28 protein-coding genes are annotated in these 26,203 nt (G+C 57.2%); 13 read left to right on the forward strand and 15 right to left on the reverse strand.

Annotated elements, in window-relative coordinates; genetic code table 11:
- The first annotated feature begins 1 nt into the window (after nucleotide 1).
- Nucleotides 2-979, forward strand: a complete 978-nt coding sequence (locus tag ACR3E2_RS19735; protein WP_480484647.1) for an ABC transporter ATP-binding protein — start codon at nucleotides 2-4, stop codon at nucleotides 977-979.
- A complete protein-coding gene (locus ACR3E2_RS19740; protein ID WP_480484648.1) occupies nucleotides 976-1,932 on the forward strand; it encodes a dipeptide ABC transporter ATP-binding protein in 957 nt (318 codons plus the stop codon). The genes ACR3E2_RS19735 and ACR3E2_RS19740 overlap by 4 nt, the downstream gene beginning before the upstream one ends.
- Nucleotides 1,933-2,005: 73 nt before the next feature.
- Here the strand turns inward: ACR3E2_RS19740 and ACR3E2_RS19745 are convergent, their stop codons facing one another.
- Nucleotides 2,006-2,776 (reverse strand): transporter substrate-binding domain-containing protein, encoded by a 771-nt coding sequence (locus ACR3E2_RS19745; protein ID WP_480484649.1) that lies wholly within the window; start codon nucleotides 2,774-2,776, stop codon nucleotides 2,006-2,008.
- Nucleotides 2,777-2,897: 121 nt separating this feature from the next.
- On the opposite strand from ACR3E2_RS19745, the gene ACR3E2_RS19750 reads away from it, so the two are divergent.
- From ACR3E2_RS19750 to ACR3E2_RS19760, 3 genes are read left to right on the forward strand one after another with little or no spacing between them, the layout of a single operon-like run.
- The gene (locus ACR3E2_RS19750; RefSeq protein ID WP_480484650.1) at nucleotides 2,898-3,638 is read left to right on the forward strand and encodes an amino acid ABC transporter ATP-binding protein; all 741 of its coding nucleotides are present in this window, start codon (nucleotides 2,898-2,900) and stop codon (nucleotides 3,636-3,638) included.
- Between the two features lie 8 nt (nucleotides 3,639-3,646).
- Nucleotides 3,647-4,405 (forward strand): amino acid ABC transporter permease, encoded by a 759-nt coding sequence (locus tag ACR3E2_RS19755; protein WP_480484651.1) that lies wholly within the window; start codon nucleotides 3,647-3,649, stop codon nucleotides 4,403-4,405.
- An 11-nt stretch (nucleotides 4,406-4,416) separates the two neighbouring features.
- Complete coding sequence (locus ACR3E2_RS19760) at nucleotides 4,417-4,752, forward strand: carboxymuconolactone decarboxylase family protein (protein WP_480484652.1); 336 nt, start codon at nucleotides 4,417-4,419, stop codon at nucleotides 4,750-4,752.
- Between the two features lie 31 nt (nucleotides 4,753-4,783).
- On the opposite strand, the gene ACR3E2_RS19765 is transcribed toward ACR3E2_RS19760, so the two are convergent.
- A complete protein-coding gene (locus tag ACR3E2_RS19765) occupies nucleotides 4,784-5,716 on the reverse strand; it encodes a hydrogen peroxide-inducible genes activator (protein WP_480484653.1) in 933 nt (310 codons plus the stop codon).
- Between the two features lie 107 nt (nucleotides 5,717-5,823).
- Here ACR3E2_RS19765 and katG point away from each other — a divergent pair, with 107 nt between their 5' ends.
- A complete protein-coding gene (gene katG, locus ACR3E2_RS19770) occupies nucleotides 5,824-8,004 on the forward strand; it encodes a catalase/peroxidase HPI (RefSeq protein ID WP_480484654.1) in 2,181 nt (726 codons plus the stop codon).
- A gap of 69 nt (nucleotides 8,005-8,073) precedes the next feature.
- Here katG and ACR3E2_RS19775 read toward each other — a convergent pair whose 3' ends face one another.
- The 6 genes from ACR3E2_RS19775 to ACR3E2_RS19800 form a co-directional block, all read right to left on the reverse strand.
- Nucleotides 8,074-8,916: a fumarylacetoacetate hydrolase family protein gene (locus ACR3E2_RS19775; RefSeq protein ID WP_480484655.1), complete on the reverse strand. Its 843-nt coding sequence runs from the start codon at nucleotides 8,914-8,916 to the stop codon at nucleotides 8,074-8,076.
- 18 nt (nucleotides 8,917-8,934) lie between these two features.
- The gene (locus ACR3E2_RS19780) at nucleotides 8,935-9,690 is read right to left on the reverse strand and encodes an SDR family oxidoreductase (RefSeq protein WP_480484656.1); all 756 of its coding nucleotides are present in this window, start codon (nucleotides 9,688-9,690) and stop codon (nucleotides 8,935-8,937) included.
- 134 nt (nucleotides 9,691-9,824) lie between these two features.
- Nucleotides 9,825-10,655 carry an amidohydrolase family protein gene (locus tag ACR3E2_RS19785; protein ID WP_480484657.1) on the reverse strand — a complete coding sequence of 277 codons (831 nt, stop codon included), beginning with the start codon at nucleotides 10,653-10,655 and terminating at the stop codon, nucleotides 9,825-9,827.
- Nucleotides 10,652-11,080 carry an RbsD/FucU family protein gene (locus ACR3E2_RS19790; RefSeq protein ID WP_480484658.1) on the reverse strand — a complete coding sequence of 143 codons (429 nt, stop codon included), beginning with the start codon at nucleotides 11,078-11,080 and terminating at the stop codon, nucleotides 10,652-10,654. Before ACR3E2_RS19790 ends, ACR3E2_RS19785 begins: the two co-directional genes overlap by 4 nt.
- Entirely contained in the window at nucleotides 11,070-12,122 is a 1,053-nt protein-coding gene (locus tag ACR3E2_RS19795) for an aldo/keto reductase (RefSeq protein ID WP_480484659.1), read from the reverse strand. The genes ACR3E2_RS19790 and ACR3E2_RS19795 overlap by 11 nt, the downstream gene beginning before the upstream one ends.
- Nucleotides 12,119-12,856: a GntR family transcriptional regulator gene (locus ACR3E2_RS19800; RefSeq protein ID WP_480484660.1), complete on the reverse strand. Its 738-nt coding sequence runs from the start codon at nucleotides 12,854-12,856 to the stop codon at nucleotides 12,119-12,121. Before ACR3E2_RS19800 ends, ACR3E2_RS19795 begins: the two co-directional genes overlap by 4 nt.
- Before the next feature lie 81 nt (nucleotides 12,857-12,937).
- Here ACR3E2_RS19800 and ACR3E2_RS19805 point away from each other — a divergent pair, with 81 nt between their 5' ends.
- Genes ACR3E2_RS19805 through ACR3E2_RS19820 form a run of 4 tightly spaced genes read left to right on the forward strand, consistent with a single transcriptional unit; the run spans nucleotide 12,938 to nucleotide 18,052 of the window.
- Nucleotides 12,938-14,491: a UxaA family hydrolase gene (locus ACR3E2_RS19805; protein ID WP_480484661.1), complete on the forward strand. Its 1,554-nt coding sequence runs from the start codon at nucleotides 12,938-12,940 to the stop codon at nucleotides 14,489-14,491.
- Nucleotides 14,492-14,532: 41 nt separating this feature from the next.
- The gene (locus tag ACR3E2_RS19810; protein WP_480484662.1) at nucleotides 14,533-16,056 is read left to right on the forward strand and encodes a sugar ABC transporter ATP-binding protein; all 1,524 of its coding nucleotides are present in this window, start codon (nucleotides 14,533-14,535) and stop codon (nucleotides 16,054-16,056) included.
- On the forward strand, nucleotides 16,056-17,063 hold the full coding sequence (locus ACR3E2_RS19815) for an ABC transporter permease (RefSeq protein WP_480484663.1): 1,008 nt from the start codon (nucleotides 16,056-16,058) through the stop codon (nucleotides 17,061-17,063). The genes ACR3E2_RS19810 and ACR3E2_RS19815 overlap by 1 nt, the downstream gene beginning before the upstream one ends.
- Before the next feature lie 44 nt (nucleotides 17,064-17,107).
- Nucleotides 17,108-18,052 (forward strand): substrate-binding domain-containing protein, encoded by a 945-nt coding sequence (locus ACR3E2_RS19820; RefSeq protein ID WP_480484664.1) that lies wholly within the window; start codon nucleotides 17,108-17,110, stop codon nucleotides 18,050-18,052.
- A gap of 54 nt (nucleotides 18,053-18,106) precedes the next feature.
- Here ACR3E2_RS19820 and ACR3E2_RS19825 read toward each other — a convergent pair whose 3' ends face one another.
- From ACR3E2_RS19825 to ACR3E2_RS19845, 5 genes are all read right to left on the reverse strand, one after another.
- Nucleotides 18,107-18,406: a CcdB family protein gene (locus tag ACR3E2_RS19825; RefSeq protein WP_480484665.1), complete on the reverse strand. Its 300-nt coding sequence runs from the start codon at nucleotides 18,404-18,406 to the stop codon at nucleotides 18,107-18,109.
- Nucleotides 18,406-18,636 (reverse strand): type II toxin-antitoxin system CcdA family antitoxin, encoded by a 231-nt coding sequence (locus tag ACR3E2_RS19830; protein WP_480484666.1) that lies wholly within the window; start codon nucleotides 18,634-18,636, stop codon nucleotides 18,406-18,408. Before ACR3E2_RS19830 ends, ACR3E2_RS19825 begins: the two co-directional genes overlap by 1 nt.
- Nucleotides 18,637-18,795: 159 nt before the next feature.
- Nucleotides 18,796-19,107 (reverse strand): hypothetical protein, encoded by a 312-nt coding sequence (locus ACR3E2_RS19835; RefSeq protein WP_480492918.1) that lies wholly within the window; start codon nucleotides 19,105-19,107, stop codon nucleotides 18,796-18,798.
- Nucleotides 18,993-20,096 (reverse strand): ABC transporter ATP-binding protein, encoded by a 1,104-nt coding sequence (locus ACR3E2_RS19840; protein WP_480492859.1) that lies wholly within the window; start codon nucleotides 20,094-20,096, stop codon nucleotides 18,993-18,995. Before ACR3E2_RS19840 ends, ACR3E2_RS19835 begins: the two co-directional genes overlap by 115 nt.
- A 116-nt stretch (nucleotides 20,097-20,212) precedes the next feature.
- Entirely contained in the window at nucleotides 20,213-20,575 is a 363-nt protein-coding gene (locus ACR3E2_RS19845) for an ABC transporter transmembrane domain-containing protein (protein ID WP_480492860.1), read from the reverse strand.
- A gap of 428 nt (nucleotides 20,576-21,003) precedes the next feature.
- Here ACR3E2_RS19845 and ACR3E2_RS19850 point away from each other — a divergent pair, with 428 nt between their 5' ends.
- The 3 genes from ACR3E2_RS19850 to ACR3E2_RS19860 all read left to right on the forward strand — a co-directional run bounded on the left by ACR3E2_RS19850 (nucleotide 21,004) and on the right by ACR3E2_RS19860 (nucleotide 23,385).
- Nucleotides 21,004-21,528 carry an RNA polymerase sigma factor gene (locus ACR3E2_RS19850; RefSeq protein WP_245220757.1) on the forward strand — a complete coding sequence of 175 codons (525 nt, stop codon included), beginning with the start codon at nucleotides 21,004-21,006 and terminating at the stop codon, nucleotides 21,526-21,528.
- The gene (locus ACR3E2_RS19855) at nucleotides 21,525-22,262 is read left to right on the forward strand and encodes an anti-sigma factor (protein ID WP_480483620.1); all 738 of its coding nucleotides are present in this window, start codon (nucleotides 21,525-21,527) and stop codon (nucleotides 22,260-22,262) included. Before ACR3E2_RS19850 ends, ACR3E2_RS19855 begins: the two co-directional genes overlap by 4 nt.
- Before the next feature lie 64 nt (nucleotides 22,263-22,326).
- Nucleotides 22,327-23,385 (forward strand): helix-turn-helix domain-containing protein, encoded by a 1,059-nt coding sequence (locus tag ACR3E2_RS19860; protein ID WP_480483621.1) that lies wholly within the window; start codon nucleotides 22,327-22,329, stop codon nucleotides 23,383-23,385.
- 42 nt (nucleotides 23,386-23,427) lie between these two features.
- Here the strand turns inward: ACR3E2_RS19860 and ACR3E2_RS19865 are convergent, their stop codons facing one another.
- Together ACR3E2_RS19865 and ACR3E2_RS19870 are read right to left on the reverse strand one after the other, a co-directional pair.
- The gene (locus ACR3E2_RS19865) at nucleotides 23,428-24,732 is read right to left on the reverse strand and encodes a UDP-glucose dehydrogenase family protein (protein ID WP_480483622.1); all 1,305 of its coding nucleotides are present in this window, start codon (nucleotides 24,730-24,732) and stop codon (nucleotides 23,428-23,430) included.
- Nucleotides 24,733-25,113: 381 nt separating this feature from the next.
- Nucleotides 25,114-26,178 carry a DUF2793 domain-containing protein gene (locus ACR3E2_RS19870; RefSeq protein WP_480483623.1) on the reverse strand — a complete coding sequence of 355 codons (1,065 nt, stop codon included), beginning with the start codon at nucleotides 26,176-26,178 and terminating at the stop codon, nucleotides 25,114-25,116.
- Between the last annotated feature and the right edge of the window lie 25 nt (nucleotides 26,179-26,203).

Consider the following 26,203-nt stretch of genomic DNA (forward strand, 5'->3'; position numbering starts at 1 on the left):
CATGAGCCTTTTGCAGATCCGTAATCTGACTGTCGAGTTCGCCACATCTTCGGGCAGTTTCCGCGCCGTGGACGGTGTCGATCTGTCGGTCGACAAAGGCGAATTGCTGGCCATCGTTGGCGAAAGCGGTTCGGGCAAGTCTGTGTCGATGCTGGCACTGATGGGCTTGCTGCCCTGGACCGCCACGATCACCGCCGATGAGATGAGCTTTGAAGGCCGCGACCTGTCCGGTATCTCGGCCCGTGAACGGCGCAAGATCATAGGCAAGGACATGGCGATGATCTTTCAGGAGCCGATGTCTTCGCTGAACCCCTGTTTTACTGTCGGGTTCCAGATCAAAGAGGCATTGCGCATCCACCTTGGCCTGAACCGAAAAGAGCGTCACGAGCGTGCGGTCGAATTGTTCGATCAGGTTGGCATTCCCGCGCCTGAAAGCCGCCTGAATACTTTTCCGCATCAGATGTCAGGGGGTATGAACCAACGGGTTGTGATCGCGATGGCCATTGCCTGCAAGCCCAAGCTGCTGATCGCGGATGAACCGACCACGGCACTGGACGTGACCATTCAGGCGCAGATTCTGGATCTGCTGATCCGGTTGCGTGATGAGCATGACATGGGCCTTGTTCTGATCACCCATGACATGGGCGTCGTTGCGGAAACCGCCGAGCGGGTTCAGGTGCAATATGCCGGGCAAAAGGTTGAAGAACAGCCTGTCAGAGATTTGTTCCGAACCCCGCGTCATCCCTATACCACGGCTCTGTTAAGTGCTTTGCCGGAACGGGCGACGTCCAAGATTCTGCCGACGATTCCAGGTGTTGTTCCGGGGCAATTCGACAGGCCAAAAGGTTGCCTATTCAGTCCACGGTGCCGCTTTGCCGATGCGACCTGCGCCCAGACCCCGCCGACCCCTCATGCCGAGGCATTTGGCAAGGCGCGCTGTCACCATGTTGAAAAGATTGCCGCCGGAGAGCTGGTATGACCACACCTATCGTTCAGGCCAACGCCCTGACCCGGTTTTACACGGTCAAAGGCGGGTTGCTGTCCAAGCCCGCAACCGTAAAGGCACTGTCGGGGGTGGATTTCGACCTGCAACCGGGAAAAACACTGGCCATTGTCGGAGAGTCAGGCTGTGGCAAGTCTACGCTGGCCAGACTGATCACAATGATCGAAGAACCAACCTCGGGCAGCCTGACGATCAACGGGGTCGACATTACCCCTTCGCAATGGAGCAAGATGCGAGAGACGGTGCAGATCGTCTTTCAAGACCCATATAGCTCGTTGAATCCGCGTCAGCGCATCGGCCAGATCCTGCAAGAACCGCTGATCATCAACCGGCCACAGATGACGGCCGCCGACCGTGAAACGCAGGCACGCAAGATGATCGAGATGGTAGGCCTGCGCCCCGAACATTATGACCGCTATCCGCATATGTTCTCGGGTGGGCAACGCCAGCGGATCGCTATTGCAAGGGCGCTTATGCTGGACCCCAAGGTGCTGGTTCTGGATGAACCTGTTTCGGCGCTGGATGTTTCGATTCAATCGCAGATCCTGAACCTGCTGGTCGATCTTCAGGAACGGCTGAACCTAGCCTACCTGTTCATTTCACATGACTTGTCGGTTGTCCGGCATTTCGCCGATGACGTGATTGTCATGTATCTGGGGCGCGCGGTTGAAAAAGGCCCGAAAGAGCAGCTGTTCGCGGCACCCCGACATCCGTACTCCAAGGCGTTGCTGTCCACGACGCCCCGCGCCGACCCGGATGCCCGCAAAGAACGGATCAAGCTGGAAGGCGAGTTGCCGTCACCCATGAACATCCCGAAAGGGTGCGCTTTTGCGCAACGATGCTGGCTTGTGACTGATCAGTGCAGGCAAACATTGCCTGAACTGGATGATGAAACCCATCAGGTCGCGTGTCTGCATCCTCTTTTCTGAAGAACCAGATGGCAAACGAAAACGCCCGGGCCAAGGCACCGGGCGTTTGGAAAATTGCATATCCTTGATGGCGTCAGAGCCCCCATTTCTCGCGGTTTGCTTCAAAAAAGCCTTCCGCTCTTTTTACTTCGATCCAGTTGTTCACATAGTTGATCCAGATCTGATCGCCTTGTGGCAGGATCATCGCAATCGGCGAAGGTGTCCGGGGACCGGCGTTTTTCACGCGGATAACAGGAAACTTCTCCTCAAGGGTCGAGCCCTCGATGTTCGACGTTATGAATACATCAGCACGACCGGCGATTACTTCCTGATACCCGCGGGCGGGGGCCTCGACCACCTTGATCTCGGCGTTTGGGAACCATTCACGGACCCGTTTTTCGAATGTGGTGCCCAAAGTCGTCGCGACTTTCACACCGGTCTGGTTGATCGAGTCATAGCCGTCGAATTTGTTAGCCTTGTCCTTGGTGGTGTAGGGAAAAAGTTCGACCGAAATATAGCTGTCCGAAAAACCCGCAACTTTCATGCGCGGTGGCGAAATCGATGCCGACCCGGTCAGGTGGTACTTGCCCGCGACCACACCATTCACCAGTGTTTTCCAGTCGGTGGGGACAAATTCGACCTCAACTCCAAGATCGGCGGCCAATGCATTCATGATGTCGATGTCGTACCCTTTGTAGCTGTTGGTTGCCGGGTCGCGCAGTGTCATCGGGTTCCAGTCACCTGTGGTACCAACCTTGAGAACGCCGGAATCCAGCACCTCGTTCAGCGCAGATTGCGCCTGTGCGGAACCGGACAATACAAGCCCCAACACGGCAACCGCCGCGGCTTTCCAAAAAACGCTCATAGGTATCTCCCGTTGGTGGCGTTACGACCTTGTGATTGCAATCCTCATTGATTTCAGTCCAAAGGGAAAGATAACCTCAAGAAAATATTACTATGGGGCAAAAACGGGGGCAGTTCAGCTTATGGCAGGCGCCGCAATCGAACTTGTGGGCGTGAATAAGTGGTATGACACGTTTCACGTTCTCAAGGACATTAACCTGACGGTCAGCAGCGGCGAAAAGGTGGTGATTTGCGGGCCTTCGGGGTCAGGCAAGTCCACCGTCGTTCGATGTATCAACCGGTTGGAAAAACACCAGAAAGGGATCATTCGGATAGATGGGGTTGACCTGGCGGATGACGCGAAGTCAACGGCAACCATCCGGTCCGATGTCGGGATGGTCTTCCAGCAATTCAATCTGTTTCCGCATTTGACCGTTTTGGAAAACCTGACTTTGGGTCCGATCAAAGCGCGCGGCCTGAGCCGGAAGGACGCGGAGGAAAAAGCGCGCCATTATCTGGATCGTGTACATATTCCCGATCAGGCGGACAAAAAGCCCATGCAGTTGTCCGGCGGTCAGCAGCAACGTGTGGCGATTGCACGATCCTTATGCATGGAATCGCGCGTGCTGTTGTTCGATGAACCCACGTCGGCGCTGGACCCCGAGATGATCTCGGAAGTGTTGGAAGTTATGGTTGAACTGGCGAATGAGGGCATGACCATGGTGGTCGTGACCCACGAGATGGGGTTTGCCCGGAAAGTGGCTGACAAAATGATCTTCATGGATGCTGGTGAAATCGTCGAAGAAGGCAAGCCGGAACATTTCTTCACCAACCCTCAGTCTGACCGCTGTCGCAAATTCCTGTCTCAGATACTGCAGCACTGAGAGGGCTGATGAAAAAACTTCTACTAATTGTACCTTTGCTGCTGCTGGCAGGCTGTTCGTCTTCCCAGACCTGGGGTTGGTATGTGATCGACCCGACCACTGCATCGGGCTGGATCAATGTGAAATTTCTGATCTCGGGGATGGGGGCAACGATCCAGATTTCACTGATCGCAGCGGCGATTTCGATCGTCATCGGATTGTTGGTGGCCCTGCCGGGATTGTCCGAGAAACGCGGCTGGCGGCTGGTTAACCGTGTTTACGTTGAATTTATTCGCGCCATTCCCCTGCTGCCAATGCTGTTCTGGGTCTTTTATGGCTTGCCCATCGTGTTCAAGTCTATGGGCATGAATGTCCCCATCGATCCCTTTTGGGGTGCGATCATCACATTGGCGATTTCTGACAGCGCCTTCACTGCCGAGATTTACCGCGCAGGCATTCAATCCATTGCGCGAGGTCAAAGCGAAGCGGCGCAGACCATCGGGCTGAACTACGTGCAGACCATGCGTTATGTGATCCTGCCGCAGGCAATCCGGCGCATTCTGCCGCCCTTGGCAAACCAGTTCATCTACATCGTAAAGATGAGTGCATTCGCCAGCGTCATCGGGATGCAGGAACTGACCCGCCGCGCGAATGAGCTGGTGGTTACGGAATACCGCCCGTTGGAAATCTATACCCTGTTGATCTTTGAATACCTGATCCTGGTTCTGATCATCAGTGCGGGTGTGCGCTGGCTGGAGCGTCGCATGGGCGCGGACGAGCGCGGATAAGGAGAATTGATATGGACTGGAAAGCTTTCATGGCCGAGACCGAGGCCAATATCGGAACTTTTTCGCAGGAAGTGCCCGAAACCGTGCGCGGCTTTGGCATCATGGGCAAGGCCGCCAAGACCAATGGCGCACTAAGTGAGAAAACCAAGGAATTCATGGCCCTTGGCATCGCCATTGCGACCCGCTGCGACAGCTGCATAGGGTTTCACGTGCGTTCCCTTGTCCGGCTGGGTGCAACCCGAGACGAGATGTGCGAGGCATTGGCGATGGCGACCTATATGGGCGGCGGGCCGTCTTATGCTTACAGCGCCAAAGCGCTGAAGGCTTATGATGTGTTTTCCGGGTAATTGCCGCGCATAGCATTAATGCGGGTTATGATCAGGCGTTTGGTTCCGGTTTCATTTGCCCCATGCCTCCCGCGTTTTCTTCTGCGGTTTTGCGAATAATTGCACCGATTTTCAGAAGGTTTTCGCCCAGCGGGTTGGTCTTTCGCCAGATCAGGCCGATGGTTCGGGTTGGTGGGGTGTCCTGAAAGCGGGCGATGGACACGTCGGCAGACCGGGTTTCCAGCCCCACGGCCATTTCCGGTATCAGCGTCACACCGATGCCCGCCCCGACCATCTGTACCAGTGTGGACAGAGAACTGCCCTCCATAATGTGCTGCGGTTCGATATTGCGGATCGAACAGAAGGAAAGCGCCTGATCTCTGAAACAATGCCCTTCTTCCAGCAACAACAGCCGCATCGTTCTGAGCTGTGACGAACTTGGCATTGGCAACCCGGCGTCCCGCGCCGGGCGAACCAGCAGAAAGTCTTCGTTAAACAACGAAAATTCCCGAAGGCTGGGCTCCGATACTGGCAAAGCGACAACGGCAAAATCCAGTCTTGAGTCCAAAATTTCGCCGATCAGGGTTTGGGTGATGGTCTCTTTGGGCTCGATCGTCAGCTGTGGGAATCGTTGCGACAGTGCCTTGATGATTGATGGCAGCAAGTAAGGCGCGACCGTGGGGATGACCCCGATTCTGATGCGACCCGACAAGGGACCAGCGGAAGATTGCACAAGATTCCCCAAATCTTCGACCCGCGTCAGGATTTCGCGGCCATGTTTTAGGACATCTTCGCCAAGCGCGGTCAGGCGCGTCTCGCGCGCTGCGCGTTCGACCAAGGGGCCACCCATGATGGCCTCCAGCTCTTTGATTTGTATGGAAAGCGCGGGTTGCGAAATCGCGCTGGCCGCCGCGGCTTTGCCAAAATGGCGGTAGGTGGCAAGCGCTTCAAAGTAGCGCAGGTGTTTAAGTGTGAGTGACTTCATAGAAAAAACTAATCACAATGATAGTAATTACAAATTTCCAATTATCGAAACTGTGGGATACGAGTCAAGACATCTGAACCCCTCAGTAAATACTCAGGAGATTTACAATGGACGGCAATCCCCACAATCATCAATCCGGCGGCTGCCCAGTCTTGCATGGCGGGAACACGGGCACAGGCAACTCTGTCACCAAATGGTGGCCGGATGCGCTGAACCTGGACATTCTGAGCCAGCACGACACCCGCACCAACCCGATGGACGCGGATTACAACCACCGCGAAGCGGTCAAAGGGCTGGATTTCAATGCTGTTCGTGCTGACGTCGAAGCGTTGCTGACCGACAGTCAGGACTGGTGGCCAGCCGATTGGGGCCACTATGGCGGCCTGATGATCCGACTGGCGTGGCACTCTGCCGGGTCGTACCGCCTGGGGGATGGTCGCGGCGGCGCAGGTTCGGGCAACATCCGTTTTGCACCGCTGAACTCTTGGCCGGACAATGCCAGCCTTGATAAAGCGCGCCGTCTGCTCTGGCCGGTGAAAAAGAAATACGGCAACGCGCTGTCCTGGGCAGACCTGATTGTTTTGTCGGGAACGGTTGCCTACGAATCCATGGGTCTGAAGACCTTTGGCTTTGGCTTTGGCCGCGAAGATATCTGGGGCCCGGAAAAAGACGTCTATTGGGGGTCGGAAAACCAGTGGCTGGCCCCGTCCGAGAACCGCTATGGCGATCTGGAAACTCCCGGAACGCTGGAAAACCCGCTGGGTGCGGTGCATATGGGCCTGATCTATGTGAACCCAGAAGGTGTGAACGGCAACCCGGATCCAGCAAGAACTGCGCTGCACATCCGTGAAACCTTTGCCCGCATGGCGATGAATGACGAAGAGACCGCCGCGTTGACCTGTGGTGGTCACACGGTCGGCAAAGCGCATGGCGCGATGGCGGGTGATCATATCGGCGCCGAACCCGAAGCCTGCCCGGTTTCCGCTCAGGGTCTGGGATGGGACAACCCCGATCAAAACGGCAAGGCAACCAACGCGTTCACGTCTGGTATCGAGGGTGCGTGGACGAAAAACCCGACCAAATTCGATATGGGCTTTTTCGATTACCTGTTCGGCTATGAGTGGGAATTGGGTAAATCGCCCGCGGGTGCACAACAGTGGCAGCCCATCGACATGCCGGAAGAGGAAAAGCCGGTCGACCCGACCGACCCTTCGGTTCGGCGTATGCCGGTCATGACCGATGCGGACATGGCAATGAAGATCGATCCTATTTACAACGCGATCTGTCAGAAGTTCATGGCTGACCCGGATTACTTTGCTGACACTTTTGCCCGCGCGTGGTTCAAGCTGACCCACCGCGATATGGGGCCACGTGTCAACTACTATGGCCCAGACGTCCCGTCAGAAGAGCTGATCTGGCAGGACCCGATCCCTGTCGGTTCGACCGGGTATGACGTCGATGCCGTCAAAGCAAAGATCGCCGACAGTGGTCTGACCGCGGTCGAGATGATCACCACCGCGTGGGACAGTGCCCGTACCTTCCGTGGCTCGGACAAACGCGGCGGAGCAAATGGTGCGCGTATCCGTCTGGCACCGCAGAAAGACTGGGCAGGGAACGAGCCCGAACGTCTGGCAAAAGTGCTGGGCGTGCTGGAGCCGATTGCAGCGGAAACCGGGGCCTCGATCGCCGACGTGATCGTTCTGGCGGGTAACGTTGGTCTGGAACAGTCGATCAAAGCCGCAGGCTTTGACGTGACGGTTCCGTTCTCGGCTGGTCGCGGCGACGCAACGGATGAGCAGACCGATGCCGATAGCTTCTCGGTGCTGGAGCCGCTGGCGGACGGGTTCAGAAACTGGCAGCTGAAGGAATACGCGGTATCACCCGAGGCGATGATGCTGGACCGCGCGCAACTGCTGGGTCTGACCGCAGCCGAAATGACGGTTCTGGTGGGTGGCCTGCGTGTGCTGGGCGCCAATCATGGCGGCTCGGCGCATGGGGTCTTCACGGATCGCGTGGGTCAGTTGACCACCGACTTCTTCGTCAACCTGACGGATATGTCGCTCAGCTGGCACCCGGTTGACGGCGGCACATATGAGCTGCGTGATCGCGCCTCGGGCGAGGTCAGGTTCACCGCTACCAGCGCGGATCTGGTCTTCGGCTCGAACTCGATCCTGCGTGGCTACGCCGAGGTCTATGCCCAGGACGATAATGCCCAGAAGTTCGTGCGGGACTTCGTGGCGGCCTGGACAAAGGTCATGACCAACGACCGGTTCGATCTGGTAGCCTAAGTCAAAAATCGTCAGGCGAGGGAAACCTCGCCTGATATTGTGTTCGGGCAGACATCTGATAGTGCCCGATTATCCCGCGATCACATTCTGTTTTTGAACACCCAGGCCTTCGATGCCCAATTCCATCGTGTCGCCGGGTTTCAGATAGACTTGCGGGTTTTGCCCCATGCCCACACCCGGCGGAGTTCCGGTCGAGATCACATCGCCCGGTTGCAGGGACATGAATTGCGACAGGTGTGAGATCACAGTTGCCACCCCGAAGTGCATCGTCCGGGTCGAGCCGTCCTGATAACGGTGGCCGTTGACCTCAAGATACATCGGCAGATTCTGAGGGTCTGCAACCTCGTCCCGCGTCACCAGCCATGGACCGATGGGGCCGAATGTGTCTGCCGACTTGCCCTTGACCCACTGCCCCGAGCGGTGAAGCTGAAAATCACGTTCCGACAGGTCATTGACCACACAATAGCCTGCGACGTGATCCATCGCTTCGGCCTCGGAGATGTATTTCGCTTCCTTGCCGATCACCACGCCCAATTCGACCTCCCAGTCGGTCTTGACGGACCCGCGCGGGATTTCCACCGTGTCGTTCGGCCCGACAATGGCCGATGTCGCCTTGAAAAAGATCACAGGTTCCTGCGGCAACTCCATACCGCTTTCTGCCGCGTGGTCGGCATAGTTCAGGCCGATGCAAATGAACTTGCCCACTTGGCCGACACACGCCCCTAAACGGGTGTTGCCTTCAACCATCGGCAAATCCTGTGGATCCAGCGCGCGCAGTCGCGCCAAACCTTCGTCGCTGAGAACGTCGCCCGAAATATCGTCGATGACGCCTGACAGGTCGCGAATTGTGCCATCGTCGTGCAGTAGCCCAGGCTTTTCTGCACCCAAGGCGCCAAACCGCAGTAGTTTCATATTGTGATCCCTTTCAGATTAAATCGCCCATCCGCCATCAATGGCAAAGGGCTGACCTGTGGTAAATGCGCTGCTGTCACTCGCAAGGTAGAGCGCCAGTTCGGCAATCTCGTCGGCAGTCCCAATGCGCCCCATCGGCTGGCGGGCGATGAAATCCGTCATCGCCTTTTCGTAGTCGCCCGTCGCCCGCAAACGCTCATGCAGGCTGGGGCTGTCAACGGTGCCGGGGCAGATAGCATTGCACCGGATGCCCTGCGTGACGAAATCGGCGGCGATCGACTTGGTCAGGCCAATTACGGCAGCCTTTGATGCGCAATATACAAACCGGTTTGGAACGCCCTTCATCGACGATGCGACCGAGGACATATTGATGATCGACCCCCCGCCGTTTTTCAACATCGCGGGCAGGGTCAGACGGATCAGGCGATACATAGCCTTCACATTAAGATCGAAACTGAAATCCCAGTCGTCCTCTTCGCACTCAAGAATGGTGCCGTTTGCCACGTAACCCGCGCAATTGAACAGGATATCCAACGGTGGCAATTCAGCCACGGCACGTTTTACGGCATGCGCGTCTGTCACGTCGAGATGGATTGGAGAGATCCTGTCGATCTCCGAAAGCCCGGCCAAAGTGGTTTCGTTGATGTCGCTTGCAAAGACATGCGCGCCTTCGGCTGCGAACAGTTCGGCCGTGGCACGTCCGATGCCCTGCCCAGCGGCGCTGATGAATGCGGTTTTGCCTTTTAGTCGGTCAGAAGGCTGATGCGATGTCATTCTGGTCCTCATGATTTTCCCGAAGCCGGGTGGTGTGTTGGGGATAACTGCCTTGTTGTTCGCGCCTCAGGGAAAAGATTGGGCAGGTTCAGCGGGCGCAAAGCAGTGCGTGTTTGGGGTTCGGTGCGGCACCGTCAAATCCTGATGTGATAAGCCTTTGCCGCATTCCCTCCGAGGATGGCCGCACGGTCATTGGAGGAAAGTGCGCTTAGCAGTTCGTCGGTTGCATCTACCCATCGTTCATAGCTGCTGGCCAATGTGCAGACCGGCCAGTCGCTGCCCCAGATCAACCGCGATGGTCCGAACGTGTTCAGTAGGTGATCCACATAGGGGTACAGGTCCCGAACCGTCCAGTCAGGTGCAGCTTCGGTGACAAGACCGGACAGTTTGCAGAACGCGTTGGTGTCCCGCGCGATGGCGGCCATGTCTTCGGCCCACCCGTCAAATGCACCGTCCCGGATCAGAGGTTTCGAGCCATGGTCAATCACAACCCGCATGTCCGGGTGCTGTGTCAGAAGGCGACGCAACGGCCCCAGGTGCCGGGGCAGGGTGAGGGCATCGAAAGTCAGATCTTTAGATTGGATGGCCTCAAAGGCAGGTCTCAGGGCTGCGCCGAGCATCCAGTTCGGATCAGCGATATCCTGAATCATTGGCCGCAGACCAACCAAAGCGGGATGAGTGGCTAGTCTGATGATTTGTGCACGCGCATCAGGGGCGTCGAAACCGACCCAGCCAACCACACCTTTGATAAAAGGTGTCTTGTCCGCCAGTGACAACAGGTACTTCGTTTCGGCGACGGTCGACGCTGCCTGAACCAGAATTGTCCCGTCGATGCCCTGTGCTTGCAACAATGGCGCAAGATCACCTGGCCCGAAGTCCCGGTAAATCTGGCCCAAATCCGGTGTCAGCCACCCATAGTCACCACGTGCCAGCGCCCAAAAATGCTGATGGGCGTCGATCTTCATGCAATCACGCCTTTCTTCAGGATGATGTTGCCGTACAGCCTGCGCTCGCCGGTCTGAATGATGGCAAATGCGGATGCCGCGCGTTGGTAGAAGTCGAACCGGTCCAGACCCTGAATTTGCGCGGGGTTGTCAGCCTGCGCGTCGATGATCTTTTGGAAATCTGCGACGGCCTCGGGCACGGCTTCGGGATCACCGACAACCTGCATGGTCAGCGCGGGGTCGGGCACGAATGTATCCAGCGGCATGACAGACAACACCGCGCCAAGCAGGTCGCTTGCTGTTGAACCATCCGCACGGATGCAGTCGGGCCCAAGGCTTGAGCCCGGGAAATTGGCGTCCGCAATAACGATGTCATCGCCATGGCCCATGGCACGCAGGGCGTACAGCAACTCAGGAGACAACAGCGGGTCGAGGTTACGCAGCATTGACAGGTTCCTTGGGCAAAGGGGCATCTGACCGGATCAGGCCTTCGGTACGCAGGTCTGACCAAAGCTGGGCGGGGATAGTCCGCTCCAGCAGGGCGACATTGGCTTGAACCTCGGCCGCATTGACGGCGCCCGGAACAACCGTTTTCACGGCGGGGTGTCCCAGAACAAATTGCAGCGCGGCTGCGATCAGCGGTGTGTCATGGGCCGCACAGACAGTTTCGATCCTGCGCACCCGTTCAAGAATATCCTCAGGCGCATCGGAATAGTTATACTTGGCCCCAGGCACCGGTCCGGTGGCGAGGATACCTGAGTTATACGGCCCGCCCAGAATGATGCCCACATCGCGTTTCTCGCAAAGTGGCAGAAAACTGTCCAAAGCTTCCTGCTCCAAAAGCGTATACCGACCTGCCAGCAGGAACCCGTCGAAATCGCCAAGACCCAGCAGTTTTTCGCAAACCTGCCATTCATTCACGCCGGCGCCAATCGCAGCGATCTCACCTGCATCGCGCAGTTCAACCAGCGCCTTGTACCCGCCGCCATCGAACAACTCGCGTACTTTGGCGTCTGACATTTCCTGACTGCCCTGACTGAAAGCGCAGACGTCATGCACCAGAAGAATGTCCGCATTGGCAACACCTGTCCGGTCCCGGCTTGCCTCATATGACCGCATGACGCCGTCATAGGTATAGTCGAACACAATGCGTTTCTGCGGAACGTCCACAAACGCTTCGGGTGTCACCTCATGTGGTTCGCAATCCAACAGCAGACGACCGATTTTGGTTGATAGCTGAATGTTCTCACGCCCAAACCGCCTGATCGCTTCGCCAAAGCGATACTCGGACCGCCCCAACCCGTATTGCGGCGCGGTGTCGAAGAACCGGATGCCTGCGTCAAAAGCGGATTGCAACGCAGCCTGCGCATCAGCATCCGAGACCTTGCGATAAAGATTGCCCAATGGCGCGCCGCCAAACCCCATGCGGGTCAGCGGTACAGGCCGGGACGTCCTGTTGTTCAGAAGGGCGGTTTGCGAAACGGTCATCCTGCCTCTCGGGTGTTTTGGGGGGGTAAATTGAACAGCTGCGGTCTTTCCTGTTGCAGCTGTTCTATCCGAGGCATCAGTTGCCCAAGGTGATGGCGCATGGCGTCTTGTGCTGCACGTTCATCATGGGCGCAGATGGCATCGAATATCGCCCGGTGTTCGGCCAGTGTTTCCGCGATGCGGCCGGGTGTCGGCAACAGCAACATACGCGCGCGGCTGACCTGTAGCGACACCGTCTGCGCCACATCCGGCAAGCGAAGCATCCCGGTGAACGCCATCAACAGGGCGTGGAATTCTTCATCCGCGTGATAGAACCCGGCAATGTCGTCATCTTCGATCAACAGCTCTTGCAGGCGCACGTTGCGGCTCAGCTTTTTGCGCTGATCATCGGTCAGGTCACGCGCAACCTTGGCCACAGTTGCCAGCTCCAGGGCCTCTCGCAGAAAGGCGCCTTCGCGTATTTCATCCATCGAGAAATAGGACACGCGTGTACCCGATTGCGGCACCACATCCACCAGTCCTTCGGCGGCAAGCCTGGTGATGGCGTCCGCGACAGGTGCGCGGGATACACCCAGGCGCGTGCAGATTGGTGCCTTTCTCAGATTGGCACCGGGAGGGAAATCCAGTGCCAGGATCGCCTGTTTGATGGATTGGTAAACCCGCTGCGCAAGCGATCCCTCAAATGTTGAAATGTCGGGCAGGCGGGTGGCGTCAATGTCATATGGGTGGTTCATGAATCTGAACTATCATACTAACATGTTAGTTGACAAGAGTGGATTATCCCCGTAGCTCTGTGGCGAACAAGCGGGGAATCCATGCGCCCAGTTTCAGAGATCAAAACCCCGGGAGGCCCGGCCCGTGACACAATCCGGCTGAACCCGGATGACAACGTGATCATCGCGTTGCGCGACCTGAAAGCCGACGCGCAACCGGATGGGATATCGATACGGCTTCCCACGGATATCGCACGCGGGCACAAGATCGCCACCGCCCCGATTGCGGCGGGTGAAAATGTGATCCGCTATGGACAGATCATAGGTCAGGCCAAAGCGGATATCGCCGCGGGCGAGCATGTTCATGTCCATAATCTGGGTATGGGGGCGCATCAGCAGGACTACGCATATGCAAGCGCGAACGCGCCGCTGCCCGAGATTTCAGGCGACCGTATCTTCCAGGGCTTCCACCGCGCCGATGGCAAGGTCGGCACGCGCAACTACATCGGCATTTTGACAACGGTGAATTGCTCTGGCTCCGTGGCGCGGTTCATCGCCGAAGCCGCCGAGAAACGGGGCTTATTGGACGCGTACCCGAATGTGGACGGTATCGTCCCGATCGTTCATGGCACTGGATGCGGCATGTCGGGCAAAGATGAAGGCTACGCCACGTTGTTTCGAACGCTGGCGGGATATGCCCAGCACCCGAATTTCGCCGGTATCCTGTTGATCGGTTTGGGCTGCGAGGTGATGCAGGTGGCCGATCTGGTTGGCGGTCGTCCGATCCGTCCTGATGGCGTGCTGCGTTACATGACCATTCAGAGTGAGGGCGGCACACGCCGTACCATTGAACGTGGATTGAACGAGCTGCGCGGGATTGCCGACCTCGCGAACAAGGCCGAACGCAAACCTGCGCCGATCAGTGCGATAACGGTCGGAATGCAATGCGGCGGGTCGGATGGGTATTCCGGGATCACCGCCAATCCTGCTTTGGGTTATGCGTCGGATCTGTTGGTGCGGCATGGCGGTACGACGATCCTGTCCGAAACCTCGGAAATCTATGGCGCGGAACACCTTTTGACCCGGCGGGCCGAGACCGTTGAGGTCGGGGAAAAGCTGATCGAACGCATTCGCTGGTGGGAGGGGTATACACAGCGCAACGGCGGCGAGATGAACAACAACCCAAGCCCGGGCAACAAGCGCGGCGGGTTGACGACCATTCTTGAGAAATCGCTTGGCGCCGTCGCCAAGGGCGGCACCGCGCCCTTGCGCGGTGTTTACAAGTTCGGCGAGAAAATCGACAAGGCCGGCTTTGTTTTCATGGACAGCCCCGGTTTTGATCCATGCTCGGTCACGGGGCAGGTAGCGTCAGGCGCGAACCTGATCGTGTTCACCACCGGGCGGGGCTCGGTTTCGGGATATCAACCAACACCCTGCATCAAGCTGGCTACCAATTCCGAAATGTATGCCCGGATGTCGGAAGACATGGATCTGAACTGTGGGGATATCGTCACAGACGGTGTGAGCATTGAGGCAAAAGGCGAAGAGCTGTTCGAAATGCTGATCCGCGTCGCATCGGGTGAACAAACAAAAAGCGAAGAACTTGGCTTTGGTGGGGTCGAATTTGTGCCCTGGCAAATCGGCGCGGTGATGTAGGCGGCACCACCCCTTGGGGAGAGGGGTGTTTGGGAGGATAAATGAAAAAACTGGTCGACATGTCGGGGATCGAGAAACACTTTCCCGGAGTCCATGCGCTGAAATCAGTGCAGTTCGATCTGGTGCCCGGTGAAGTCCATGCGCTGATGGGCGAGAACGGCGCGGGAAAAAGCACGCTGATGAAAATCCTCTCGGGGATTTATCAGCGCGACGGTGGCACATTGCAAATCGAAGGACGTGATGCAAACCCAACCACGCCACGCGAGGCGCAGGCTTTGGGTATCGGCATCATCCATCAGGAACTGAGCCTGATGAATGATCTGACAGTGGCACAGAATATTTTTATCGGCCGCGAACCTCGTAAACGGTTTGGCCGACTGAACGATGCTGCGTTGAATGCACATACGGCCGAGATCTTTGCGTCCATGAACCTAAACCTCGACCCCAAGGCGCAGGTCGGCAGTCTGACCATTGCGAAACAACAGATGGTCGAGATCGCCAAGGCTCTTTCTTACCGGTCCAGGGTTCTGATCATGGATGAACCGACCGCGGCCCTGAACGATGCTGAAATTGCCGAGCTGTTCGTGATCATCCGCCGTCTGAAGGCTGAAGGCGTGGGCATTGTCTATATCAGCCACAAAATGGATGAGCTGAAGCAGATTGCTGACCGGGTTACGGTGATGCGCGACGGAGAATACGTTGGCACCGTTGACGCGGCAGCAACGCCGATCAGCCAGATTATCGCGATGATGGTAGGTCGCGAAGTCAAGGAAGAGCCGCTGGTCCCCCCCGATCTGAGCGATGCCGAGGTTTCGCTGGAAGTGACCGGGCTGTGTCGGGGTCACGAAATCCGCGATGTCAGCTTTTCGGTCCTGAAGGGTGAGATCCTGGGCTTTGCCGGGCTGATGGGGGCCGGACGTACCGAAGTTGCGCGGGCAATCTTCGGGGCTGATCCCAAAGATAGCGGAGAAATCCGGGTGCATGGGCAGGTGGTCTCGATCAGGACACCATCCGATGCCGTCAAGGCGGGCATCGGCTATCTTTCCGAGGATCGCAAGCATTTCGGCCTCGCCACAGGGATGAGCGTTCGTGACAATGTTGCCTTGGCTTCGATGGATATGTTCACCGGACGTGTCGGTGTTCTGAACGATGGTGAAATCAGCACGACGGCCAAGGGTTACATCACGCAGCTGGGCATTCGCACGCCTTCGGACACGCAGGAGGTACGCCTGCTGTCCGGCGGCAATCAGCAGAAAGTTGTCATTGCCAAATGGCTGCTGCGGGATTGCGATATCCTGATTTTCGATGAGCCCACGCGCGGTATCGACGTGGGCGCAAAATCTGAAATCTACAAGCTGCTGGAAGAACTGGCCGGGCAGGGCAAGACGATCATCGTGATTTCGTCGGAACTGCCCGAGATCATGCGCCTAAGCCATCGCATTGCCGTGATGTGCGAAGGCCGACTGACCGGCATTTTGCCGGGCGGCAAAGCCACCACTCAGGAAGACATCATGCATCTGGCGACGCAGCGGGCGGCGGCGATGCAGATAACAGGAACAGCGTAATGACCTCAGCAACGGAAATCGAAAAGAAAAGCCCACTGGCGGGGCTCTCGGAAAGCGGCGCCTACCAAAAGCTGCTGGCCTTCGCCAGCTTGATTGCCTTGCTGATCGGGTTTTCAATCGCGTCGCCGAACTTCATGCAAACTTCAAACATGATCGCCATCTTGCAGGCGACATCGGTCAATGGGGTGCTGGCGGTTGCTGCAACATTGGTCATCATAACTGGCGGGATCGACCTGTCCGTGGGAACTCTGATGACATTCTGTGCCGTTATCGCCGGTGTCGTGCTGACCTATCTCGGAATGCCACTGTTGTTGGGGGTTACGGCAGCGATTGCGGCGGGTGCGTTCTGCGGGCTGTGCTCGGGCACCTTTGTCGCCAAGATGAAAATCCCGCCCTTCATTGCCACGCTGGGTATGATGCTGATCCTAAAAGGGTTGTCGCTGGTGATTTCCGGCACGCGGCCCATCTACTTCAACGACACGCCGGGCTTTGACCAGATTTCGCGCGGGTCGCTGATCGGAAAGGTTTTTCCCGCATTACCGATCCCCAATGGCGTGCTGATCCTTTTCCTTGTTGCCATTGCAGCTTCGTACATTCTGGGGCGCACGGTTCTGGGCAGATACACCTTTGCGCTGGGATCAAACGAAGAGGCGGTGCGCCTATCGGGGGTGAATACCGATCTTTGGAAGATGCGTATTTACGCTCTGGCAGGTGGGATCTGCGGTATCGGTGGAATTCTGATCGCGTCGCGACTGAATTCGGCGCAGCCCGCGCTGGGGCTTGGCTACGAGCTGGAAGCCATCGCTGCCGTCGTGATCGGGGGCACGTCCCTGTCCGGTGGGCGTGGTACAATCCTTGGAACCCTGATCGGTGCCCTGATCATGGCAGTTCTGACCAATGGTTTGCGAGTGCTGTCCGTCGCGCAGGAATGGCAGACCGTTGTCACCGGCGCGATCATCATTCTGGCCGTTTACGCCGATATGGCGCGGCGCAGGAAGACAGGTTGAACAGTCACAAAAATCAGAAACGAAGACCAACTGGAGGAGAAGACATGCTAACACGTCGTTTCATTTTGGGGGCCCTGAGTGCGGCCAGCCTTTCGATACCTGCAACTATGTCATCAGCGGAAGACATATATATTCCGCTGGTGTCCAAAGGGTTTCAGCACCAGTTCTGGCAGGCGGTAAAGTCCGGTGCGGAACAGGCCGCCGAGGAATACGGTGTCACGATCACCTTTGAAGGCCCGGACAACGAAACCATGGTGGATCGTCAGATCGACATGCTGGCGGCGGCCTTGGCCAATAACCCCAAGGCCATCGGTTTTGCCGCTCTGGACAGCCAGGCCGCCATTCCACTGCTGAAGCAAGCTGATGAAAAAGGCATTCCGATCATCGCTTTTGACAGTGGCGTTGACAGCGACATCCCAGTTTCTACAGCAACAACAGACAATCAGGCCGCGGCTGCGCTGGCTGCGGACAAGATGGCCGAGATGATTGGCGGCAAAGGCAAAGTCGCCGTTGTTGCGCATGACCAGACCAGCCGCACAGGCATCGACCGGCGCGACGGCTTCGTCAATCGCATTGCTGAAAAATACCCGGACATCGAAGTTGTCACGGTTCAATACGGTCAGGGTGACCACCTGAAATCGACCGAGGTGACCAAAGCGATCCTGACGGCGAACCCCGATCTGAATGGCATCTTCGGCACCAACGAAGGCTCGGCCATCGGTGTGGTGAATGGTGTGCAGGAACTGGGGACCGAGGGGCTGACCATCATCGGATATGACAGTGGCAAGGCCCAGAAAGATGCGATCAAAAGCGGGCTGATGGCGGGTGCAATCACTCAGAATCCCGTGGGCATCGGGTATGAAACCGTCAAGGCTGCTGTGGCCGCGATGAAGGGCGAAGAAGTTCCTGCCCTGATTGATACCGGGTTCTACTATTACGACGCATCCAACATCGACGATCCAAAGATCGCGGCAGTGCTGTACGACTGATCTTCATTATCATACTTGTTCCTGGCTCTTGGTTCTCCAAGGGCCAGAAGCTTGTCAGAATCCCTGCATTAGCATGTCGACGCCGGCGGTGATCTGCGCAAAGTGATCATCAAGGTTGTCGACCGGCGATTTTAGAATGCCCACCGGAACGGCAGCCATGAATTGGGTTGCCATTACAAACGGTTTGCCCTGGATATCAAAGACGGGATTGAGCCGGGTGGCTGGGATCGGCGCGGTCGCTTCGGGAAGCAGGGGCACGACGACGCGTGTGTTCAACCCGCTCAGCAGATCGCTCTGGATGTCCAGAAGATACCCGTCACCTGACGGGTTGGGGAACACGTCGTATTTTGGCATCAGAACTGTCGGTAGGTGTCCAGCGGTAAGCCATTACGCTCGACATACGCGTTGGAACTCTCAAGTGCGGCCTTGTTTTCGGCATTCCAGCGTTCCGCTTTTGCGCTGGCGACTGCGGCCCGAATGCCGTCTTCGGCTGCGCGGGAAAGATTGATCTTCAGATCCCGCGCCTCGGACAGCATATCGCCATCCAGTGATAGATTTGTCGGTCTACGAGATGGAGCATTCATTTGATTACCCTCTGAACTGCGCCATTTTACCATCACACGATATGCGCGTCAAACATGCGCATATTACGTGAATGGCGGAAGCCCTCTGTTCAGCGGTACGTGGCAATCAGGAGATTTTTGGCCTGAAAAGAGCTTTGCGCTCAGTTCTTCCCCCTCTCATTACTGAGCGACTTTTTGTTTTTGTTTGTGTTTATTGAACTGTTGGTCGAAGAGGTTTTTGAAGGGTCCGTTTTTCTGCATGAGTTGGTCGAGGTTTCCCTGTTCGGCGATAGTGCCGTCCTGGATGACGATGATCTTGTCTGCCTCCAGCACGGTTGACAGGCGGTGGGCGATGACGATGACGGTGACATCCTGTGTCAGGGCGTCCAGCGCCTCTTTGACCAGCGATTCCGATTCCGCGTCCAGCGCGCTTGTGGCCTCGTCCAGCAGCAGGATTTCGGCCTTGCGCAGAATGGCGCGGGCAATCGCGATGCGCTGTTTCTGACCGCCCGACAGAAAGGTTCCGTTTCGCCCACCGGGGTCTCATAGCCCTGCGGCAGGTCTGTGATGAACTGATGCGCATGTGCGGCCCGGGCTGCCGCGATCACCTCTTCATCGCTCGCCTCGGGTGCCGAGCAGCGCAGGTTGTCCATCACCGAGGCCGAGAACAGGAACGTGTCCTGACCGACATACGAGATTTTCCGCCGCAGCGAGGCAAAGCTGACATCCCTCAGGTCCTGGCCATCGATCTCGACGCTGCCCTGATCGGGGTCGTAAAACCGCATGATCAGGCCAAACAACGTGGATTTGCCACCACCGGACTGGCCGACAAGGGCCGTGGTTTTCCCGGCCTCGAAAGTGGCGCTCATGTTGTCGATCACCGGCACCGTGCCCTGATAGCCAAAGGTCACATTGCGCAGCGTGATCTGTCCGGGGCCGTCACTCAGGTCACGGGCCCGGGGGCTTTCCACCATCGTGTCCTCCTGATCCAGCAGGCTGAACAACAGGCCGACACCGACCATGCAGGTTTCAATCTGGACCCGCATCCTGGACAGGCGCTTGGCGGGTTCATAGGCCATCAGCAAAGCGGTGATGAAGGACATCAACTGACCCGCGGTCGGCTGTTCGGTGCCCGCGATGCCCATCGTGCTGACAATGAGAACCCCGGCAACCGCCAGACCGGCCAGAAACTCCATCAGCGGGCTGGCAATGGCCTGCAGCCGGGCGATGTCGTTCGAGCGCTGTTCGACCTTCCGGATCGCGGTCTCCATTCGGTCGATCATGCGATCTTCAAGCGCAAACACCTTGATCACCTTGATCCCCGCCGAGGTCTCCTGCAGCACCCGGATGATCTCGGCCAGCGATTTGAACTCGGCCTGCATGATCGAGCGGACGCTTTTCAGCAGATACCGCACCCCCAGAAGGGCAACCGGGCCCACCACAAAGAACATCACCGACAGGACCGGCTGCTGATACACCATGACCACAATCAGGCCGACCGGTCAGGGCATCGCGGACAAACCCGGTGACCAGAACATCGATCAGGCCCCGGGCCGATTGCGCGCCATTGGTCGTGCGCATCAGCAAATCCGATGATTCATTGGTCGAAAGAACGACACCCGTGCCGGACCAGCTTGCGGTACAGCTTCTCCTGCTGCTGGGCCACAATCCGGTTGCCCGCGCGCGCCAGAAAGACGGCCTGAACATACGAGGCCACCGCCTTGGTCAGGAACAGAAGCACAACCCCCAGCGCAATGACATGCGCCCATCCCCGCAATTCCGGGCTGGTCATGGCATCGACGATATATTCCATCATGTAAGCCGAGCCGGCGGTGGTGACCGCCACCGCGATCATCGCCAGGATCGCAACGCCGTAAAGCCCGCCCTGCGCATAAAAGCTCTCACCGACAAGCCGGCCCATATAGCCCGATCGCCACTTGTTCCAGGCGCGCTTCATCATTGCGTTCTCCAAATCCGTGAAACGGTGCGCACGCTCAGATACCCCATATCCCGTCGCGCCTAAAGGACAGATGCAACCCTGCGGCAGACCAACCCATCCCAACATCCAAACACGCTAAATAAGACCTAACCCTCAAACCCGCAACCAATACCAAAAAAACTCAAGCAATCCATAACCGCAATCGAACGGCTTATGTGCTTTGGAACACCATGCCTTTGGTCGAAACCAATACAACTGCCGCAAATGGCCAGTATCCAACACCCAGTTGGTTGCAGAAACAGGCGCTGCAACAATTACAGACGCAAACGTGACTGCTTGGAACAGGAGTTTCGTTTCATTTCACTGCTAAATATGGCAATTCTGCCCTTGCGGGTCCGATCCGCGATTGAGAAACACAAGCAGGTCGCGATCATTCGATGAGAGCTGAGATGACTTCTGAACAAGCCGTCCGCGATGCGGTTCAGACGCATTCGAAGCGTGTCTGGCGGTTTGCGCTGGCATTATCGGGTGCCTCGGATGTAGCCGATGATTTGTTACAGGCCACATGTTTGCGCGCGCTTGAACGACATCATCAGGTGACGTCGCACAACCGTCTGGACAGCTGGTTGATGACAATCTGCCGGTCGATTTGGCTGAATGAGCTGCGTTCGCGGTCGGTTCGGCGCGCGCAGGCGCTGTCGGTGACCCCCGAAGCGGATCTGGTTGCAACGGGACCGGACACGGAAACGAATATTTTTGCGGCTGAAGTGTTTACTCAAGTGATGCAGTTGCCAGAGGCACAGCGCGAAACGGTTATGCTCGTCTTCGTTGAGGGGTACAGTTACCGCGAAGCCGCCGCTTTGTTGGAGGTTCCAATTGGCACGATCATGAGCCGGCTTTCGAATGCCCGGCAGAAACTTAAAACTGTGATGCAGGTTGATGCAGCGGACACCGCGCGACGGAGTGGCAAATGACGTTTTCCGACGAGACGCTATTAGCGTATCTGGAAGGCAGCCTGGATGAGGCTCAGACCCGCGCTATTGATGTTGCGGTTGAAGATGACGCTACGTTGGAACATCGTCTGATGGCGCTGGATCCGATTGCGCCTGTTGTTCGGGATGTTTTTGAGAACCTGCCCGCTGAAGCGCCGAAGGTGGACCTTCCAGAAAAAACGACGCGGCCCGCCAATAACGGGTTTCTGCGTCTTGTTGCGGTGGCTGCCAGCGCGGCGTTTGCAGCCGTCGCCGTAACATTCTGGGCCACCCGGCCAGCAGACTTAAGCTGGGCCCAGCAGGCCGCGATCTATCAATCACTTTACGTGCCGGAAACGATTGCATCGCTGGACAGTTCGGACGCGTCGCTGACCAAACAATTTGCAATGGCCGAAGCCGAGCTGGGACGATCGCTGAATAAGGAAACACTGGAAGCGTTGCCAGGGTTGGAGCTGAAGCGGGCGCAGGTTCTTTCATTCAAAGGCAAGCCCTTGATCCAAGTGGTTTTTGCCGACGATCAGGGTCAACCACTTGCCTTCTGTGTCATTCGCCAGGGACCGAATGCCGCAGATACCGAAGTTCAACAAACGGTGTTGAGCGGTTTGGCAACTGCAAAATGGGAGCAGGGCGGTTATGGATATATGCTGTTGGGCAGTTCCCCGCAGACGGATTTAAGCAACGAACTGGAAGTGTTGACCCGTACATTCTCGGGCTGATGGAAAAACCTTGTGAACTGTTGCAAATGCCCGAAGAATGCCGGGTATGACGTCGAAGAAAACCATGCCCCTTCCAGAAGACGAGGTCGATGATCTTGGCCCAGCCAGCATCTATGACGGTGATCCGGCAGAAGAAGACGACCCTTGGTTTTTGCCCCCGGACCAGGACGTGGAGGAAGGTTTCTTTTTGCCTGGTCCCCGATCGGATCAGCGCCCATTGTTCGATCCGCGCGATTGGTATTCGGCACAATCAGAATTGTCGGCAGAGCTTGCTGATCTTGCCCTGACCTTTGGCGCTCTGGATGAGCGGCTGCGTTCGGGGCCTGAGGGGTGGACGCATCGTTTGGCACTTATGGAAACGTCCGATCTGGGGTGGTGGACAGGGGATCGGGTCAGCGTGGACCGCCTGGCTTTGTGGACGGGTCTGAGGATCGGCGCGACCCACGATGACGTGCAGGCGCTGTTCCGGGCAGGTTGGGCCGTGCGCCGTCTGAGCTCTGGCGCGGGCCCTGCGACAGGCGGGTGGGAAAGCGGGTTGACCGCGTTTCTCGACCGTCTGGCTCAGGGGGCCGATGCGACGCCTGAAGCGATCGTTGATCTGGCCGAAGTCATGCGGAATGCTGAAAGGCTGCACCCGGTGACACAATCGGCCATCGCGTTTCATGCATGGCGAGCGGTTTCGCAGGGGGTCGGACAAGACACCGAGGCGGCAATCATCGCAGCGCGGCACGCGGCTTCGATGGGGCGGGGCGGCGCAATGTTCATGCCACTGGCGTTGTCTGGTCCGGGTGCGTTGCGCGGAACAGGTGGGCCGACGGAAAAGTTAGGGTCTTGGATACAGGGCGCCGGGCAAGCTGTTCTTGCGGCTTTGCTGCACCTCGACAGGATCAGTGTCTGGGAGGGTAAGGCCCGCGACGCGACGCAGGATCTGAGCGGTCGCACCCCCCCGCGTCTGATTGATGCTCTGGCGGCGTGGCCGATGGTCTCGGCCCCACTTGCAGAAGAACTTACCAATTCTTCCCGCGCGGCGGTTCAACGGAATTTTGACCTGTTCACCCGGAGAGGTCTGGTGCGCGAAGTCACCGGACAAGGCCGCTACCGGGTTTGGACAGCCGCACTATGATCCGTCAACTACTTGCGAAACGGTATGATTGGACGGGTGCTTTCAGCGTCCAACGCCGACGTAGGTTTCGAACCCCGATTTCAGCGCTGTAGTTTTCGAGTAGATGTTGCGCAGGTCGACCATCCTGGCTGATTTCATTGACGCCGCAATTTCGGAAAGGTTCAGCGCGCGGAATTCATTCCATTCCGTCAGCAGCACAACAACATCCGCGCCCCGCGCGGCGATGTACGGATCGTCGCACCATTCGACGCCCGGCAAAAGCGCCTCTCCTTCAGATTTTCCCTGTGGGTCAACAACACGCACCTTTGCGCCTCCGCCTATCAGGGCGGGGACGATGGACAGTGATGGCGCGTCGCGCATATCGTCCGTATTGGGTTTGAACGTGACACCCAGAACCGTCACGGTCTTGCCGTTGAAATGATCGTCACATGCGTCACGAATTTTCTCGATCATCCGTTTCTTGATTTCGTCATTCACGCGGATGACGGTCTCGGTGATTTGCATCGGATGCGCGTGGTCCTGCCCGATCCGGGCCAACGCGGCCGTGTCTTTTGGAAAACATGAACCACCGTAGCCAGGTCCTGCATGCAGGAATTTGTTGCCAATCCGCCCGTCAAGGCCAATGCCACGCGATACTTCTTTGACATCCGCACCAACTTTTTCGCATAGCCCGGCGATTTCATTGATGAAGGTAATTTTGGTCGCTAGAAACGCGTTGGCGGCGTATTTTATCATCTCGGCGCTTTCCAGATCGGTGGTCAGGATCGGGAAGTCGCGCAGGTAAAGAGGGCGGTAAATTTCTGCCATCACCTCGGCAGCGCGGTCATTTTCGACGCCGACCACAACGCGGTCCGGGCGCATGAAATCGTCTATTGCCGCGCCTTCGCGAAGGAATTCAGGGTTCGAAGCCACGTCAAATTCGGCCAGGGGGTTAGCGGCCTTGACTGTTTCCTGCACTTTTCGGTTTGTTCCGACGGGCACAGTCGATTTTGTGACGATAACGGTATACCCGGTGACAGCCTGAGCGATTTCTTCCGCCGCTGCCATCACATAGGTCAGATCCGCATGGCCGTCTCCACGCCGGGTTGGCGTTCCAACTGCAATAAAGATAGCATCCGCGCCGTCCACTGCGGCTGCAAGATCGGTTGTGAAGCTCAGGCGGCCAGCCGCGACGTTTCGCGCCATCAGCACGTCCAGACCTGGTTCATAAATAGGCACCTGTCCGGCTTTGAGCATATCGATCTTCTGCTCAGCCTTATCAACGCAAATCACATCATGACCGAAGTCCGAGAAACACACACCGGAAACAAGGCCCACATACCCGGTGCCGATCATTGCAATGCGCATCTGCCTAATCCTTTTATACCAATTACTATCAACGGCGCGGGCAAAATCGAAGAATCCAGCGCCGGTTTCAATGATTTACAGGTATGGTTGCTGAGTTCCCATGTTTTCTTGTTGTTTTTGAGGCAATATGCGCGGGAACAGAGTTTTTACAATCCGTCGTGCTGCGCAGAACTTGTTGAATCACGTCCATTGTCAGCTGAAAAGATACAATTCTGGGCATGGACCAGTAATAAACAGCCAGTAAGCGGGCGGTGTTGCGCCGCCCACTTTTCGCCCGGAGCAAGGCGCCTGTAGCGGGTCCAATGGAATTGGCGATTGCTATAGAAATAGACCGACGACGCAAAAAAACCGCCCGAACCACAGTTCAGGCGGCAGCTGTGCTCAGAACCAGCGCCCTATGGCGATGACACTTGGTGAAAAAGCCGCTGTATCCGAAGTTACAGAGAGGGCTTTGCACGTGGCTTGAGTGTTTCCGGGCACATCAAACCCGATGAAACGATTATTGGCTCCAGCGCTGCCACTAACGCTTGGCGCAGAGGAAAATGGAGCTGGGTAGTTCCACGTCATTGCAGCGCTTGCGAACAATACGCCTTCCGCGGCCGTGCATGCGACAGGAAGCAACGCGGCGGTGCAGATCAGGGTTCCATCGGCAAAACGTGTAAATTCGCCATTGGTGTTACTTCCGCGCTCTATGACCGCACCGGTTGGTATACCGCCAACTTCTGATACCGACCCCAGAAGGTTACCCGGCCCATAACCGTAGTCGGCACGCATCAGGCGACCCGGAGTGGTATCCGTCGCATTGCCCTGAACAGCTGCACCAGCCGCTGTTCCGGTCGCGGGGTCAAAAGTCAGAGCTTCCGTCCAGGTACCTCCGTCAGGGGACACTTTGATTGAAAACCACGTACTTCCGGATAACCCCATTTCAGCGTGACCGGTCCAGTTCGACTGAAACACCAGCGATGCTGTATCGCTGGCACCCGCCTTGTTGATCTTTAGCTGATGCCCGCCGCCCTCATGGCTCAGAAGCGTTGCCGGGCTTCGGACAGACAAGCGATTCGTAGCGTCCGAACTTGTTGCCACCCCAACACCATTCAGGTTCTGAGTATTGACGGGCAAGGGCAGCCAGTCAGACCCATTCCAGAACTTCAGTTCACCAGTGGCCTCGTCCCAGGCGCGCCAGCCCGCATACGGGGTCAAGAAATGCCAGGCGTCGTCCAGCCATGCGGCAAGCTCTCCTGCATGTCCGGCCCAGTCCCCGGTGGGGGTGACGCCTAGAGCATAGACATCGCCCTGCTCGGGGACTACGGGCGGAGTGCTGGAATTGGTCGTTCGCACTGTCAGCTGTACGACCAGATCAAGCTGCCGCAGTGCTTCATTGTGAGTAACGTGTTTTTGAGCCTGCGAAGGTTGTAGAAAAGGCAGGCGCAATCTGGGTGAGGTCATTGACACGAGGGTCCTCCTGTGGCTG

It is taken from the genome of Ruegeria sp. AL7, from assembly GCF_056536105.1.

What these genes read in the sequence shown, in the direction of transcription:
- ACR3E2_RS19735 (WP_480484647.1), top strand. Translation starts at nt 2, where the DNA reads ATGAGCCTTTTGCAGATCCGTAATCTGACTGTCGAGTTCGCCACATCT.
- ACR3E2_RS19740 (WP_480484648.1), top strand. Translation starts at nt 976, where the DNA reads ATGACCACACCTATCGTTCAGGCCAACGCCCTGACCCGGTTTTACACG.
- ACR3E2_RS19745 (WP_480484649.1), bottom strand. Translation starts at nt 2,776, where the DNA reads ATGAGCGTTTTTTGGAAAGCCGCGGCGGTTGCCGTGTTGGGGCTTGTA.
- ACR3E2_RS19750 (WP_480484650.1), top strand. Translation starts at nt 2,898, where the DNA reads ATGGCAGGCGCCGCAATCGAACTTGTGGGCGTGAATAAGTGGTATGAC.
- ACR3E2_RS19755 (WP_480484651.1), top strand. Translation starts at nt 3,647, where the DNA reads ATGAAAAAACTTCTACTAATTGTACCTTTGCTGCTGCTGGCAGGCTGT.
- ACR3E2_RS19760 (WP_480484652.1), top strand. Translation starts at nt 4,417, where the DNA reads ATGGACTGGAAAGCTTTCATGGCCGAGACCGAGGCCAATATCGGAACT.
- ACR3E2_RS19765 (WP_480484653.1), bottom strand. Translation starts at nt 5,716, where the DNA reads ATGAAGTCACTCACACTTAAACACCTGCGCTACTTTGAAGCGCTTGCC.
- katG (WP_480484654.1), top strand. Translation starts at nt 5,824, where the DNA reads ATGGACGGCAATCCCCACAATCATCAATCCGGCGGCTGCCCAGTCTTG.
- ACR3E2_RS19775 (WP_480484655.1), bottom strand. Translation starts at nt 8,916, where the DNA reads ATGAAACTACTGCGGTTTGGCGCCTTGGGTGCAGAAAAGCCTGGGCTA.
- ACR3E2_RS19780 (WP_480484656.1), bottom strand. Translation starts at nt 9,690, where the DNA reads ATGACATCGCATCAGCCTTCTGACCGACTAAAAGGCAAAACCGCATTC.
- ACR3E2_RS19785 (WP_480484657.1), bottom strand. Translation starts at nt 10,655, where the DNA reads ATGAAGATCGACGCCCATCAGCATTTTTGGGCGCTGGCACGTGGTGAC.
- ACR3E2_RS19790 (WP_480484658.1), bottom strand. Translation starts at nt 11,080, where the DNA reads ATGCTGCGTAACCTCGACCCGCTGTTGTCTCCTGAGTTGCTGTACGCC.
- ACR3E2_RS19795 (WP_480484659.1), bottom strand. Translation starts at nt 12,122, where the DNA reads ATGACCGTTTCGCAAACCGCCCTTCTGAACAACAGGACGTCCCGGCCT.
- ACR3E2_RS19800 (WP_480484660.1), bottom strand. Translation starts at nt 12,856, where the DNA reads ATGAACCACCCATATGACATTGACGCCACCCGCCTGCCCGACATTTCA.
- ACR3E2_RS19805 (WP_480484661.1), top strand. Translation starts at nt 12,938, where the DNA reads ATGCGCCCAGTTTCAGAGATCAAAACCCCGGGAGGCCCGGCCCGTGAC.
- ACR3E2_RS19810 (WP_480484662.1), top strand. Translation starts at nt 14,533, where the DNA reads ATGAAAAAACTGGTCGACATGTCGGGGATCGAGAAACACTTTCCCGGA.
- ACR3E2_RS19815 (WP_480484663.1), top strand. Translation starts at nt 16,056, where the DNA reads ATGACCTCAGCAACGGAAATCGAAAAGAAAAGCCCACTGGCGGGGCTC.
- ACR3E2_RS19820 (WP_480484664.1), top strand. Translation starts at nt 17,108, where the DNA reads ATGCTAACACGTCGTTTCATTTTGGGGGCCCTGAGTGCGGCCAGCCTT.
- ACR3E2_RS19825 (WP_480484665.1), bottom strand. Translation starts at nt 18,406, where the DNA reads ATGCCAAAATACGACGTGTTCCCCAACCCGTCAGGTGACGGGTATCTT.
- ACR3E2_RS19830 (WP_480484666.1), bottom strand. Translation starts at nt 18,636, where the DNA reads ATGAATGCTCCATCTCGTAGACCGACAAATCTATCACTGGATGGCGAT.
- ACR3E2_RS19840 (WP_480492859.1), bottom strand. Translation starts at nt 20,096, where the DNA reads ATGGTGTATCAGCAGCCGGTCCTGTCGGTGATGTTCTTTGTGGTGGGC.
- ACR3E2_RS19845 (WP_480492860.1), bottom strand. Translation starts at nt 20,575, where the DNA reads ATGATGAAGCGCGCCTGGAACAAGTGGCGATCGGGCTATATGGGCCGG.
- ACR3E2_RS19850 (WP_245220757.1), top strand. Translation starts at nt 21,004, where the DNA reads ATGACTTCTGAACAAGCCGTCCGCGATGCGGTTCAGACGCATTCGAAG.
- ACR3E2_RS19855 (WP_480483620.1), top strand. Translation starts at nt 21,525, where the DNA reads ATGACGTTTTCCGACGAGACGCTATTAGCGTATCTGGAAGGCAGCCTG.
- ACR3E2_RS19860 (WP_480483621.1), top strand. Translation starts at nt 22,327, where the DNA reads ATGCCCCTTCCAGAAGACGAGGTCGATGATCTTGGCCCAGCCAGCATC.
- ACR3E2_RS19865 (WP_480483622.1), bottom strand. Translation starts at nt 24,732, where the DNA reads ATGCGCATTGCAATGATCGGCACCGGGTATGTGGGCCTTGTTTCCGGT.
- ACR3E2_RS19870 (WP_480483623.1), bottom strand. Translation starts at nt 26,178, where the DNA reads ATGACCTCACCCAGATTGCGCCTGCCTTTTCTACAACCTTCGCAGGCT.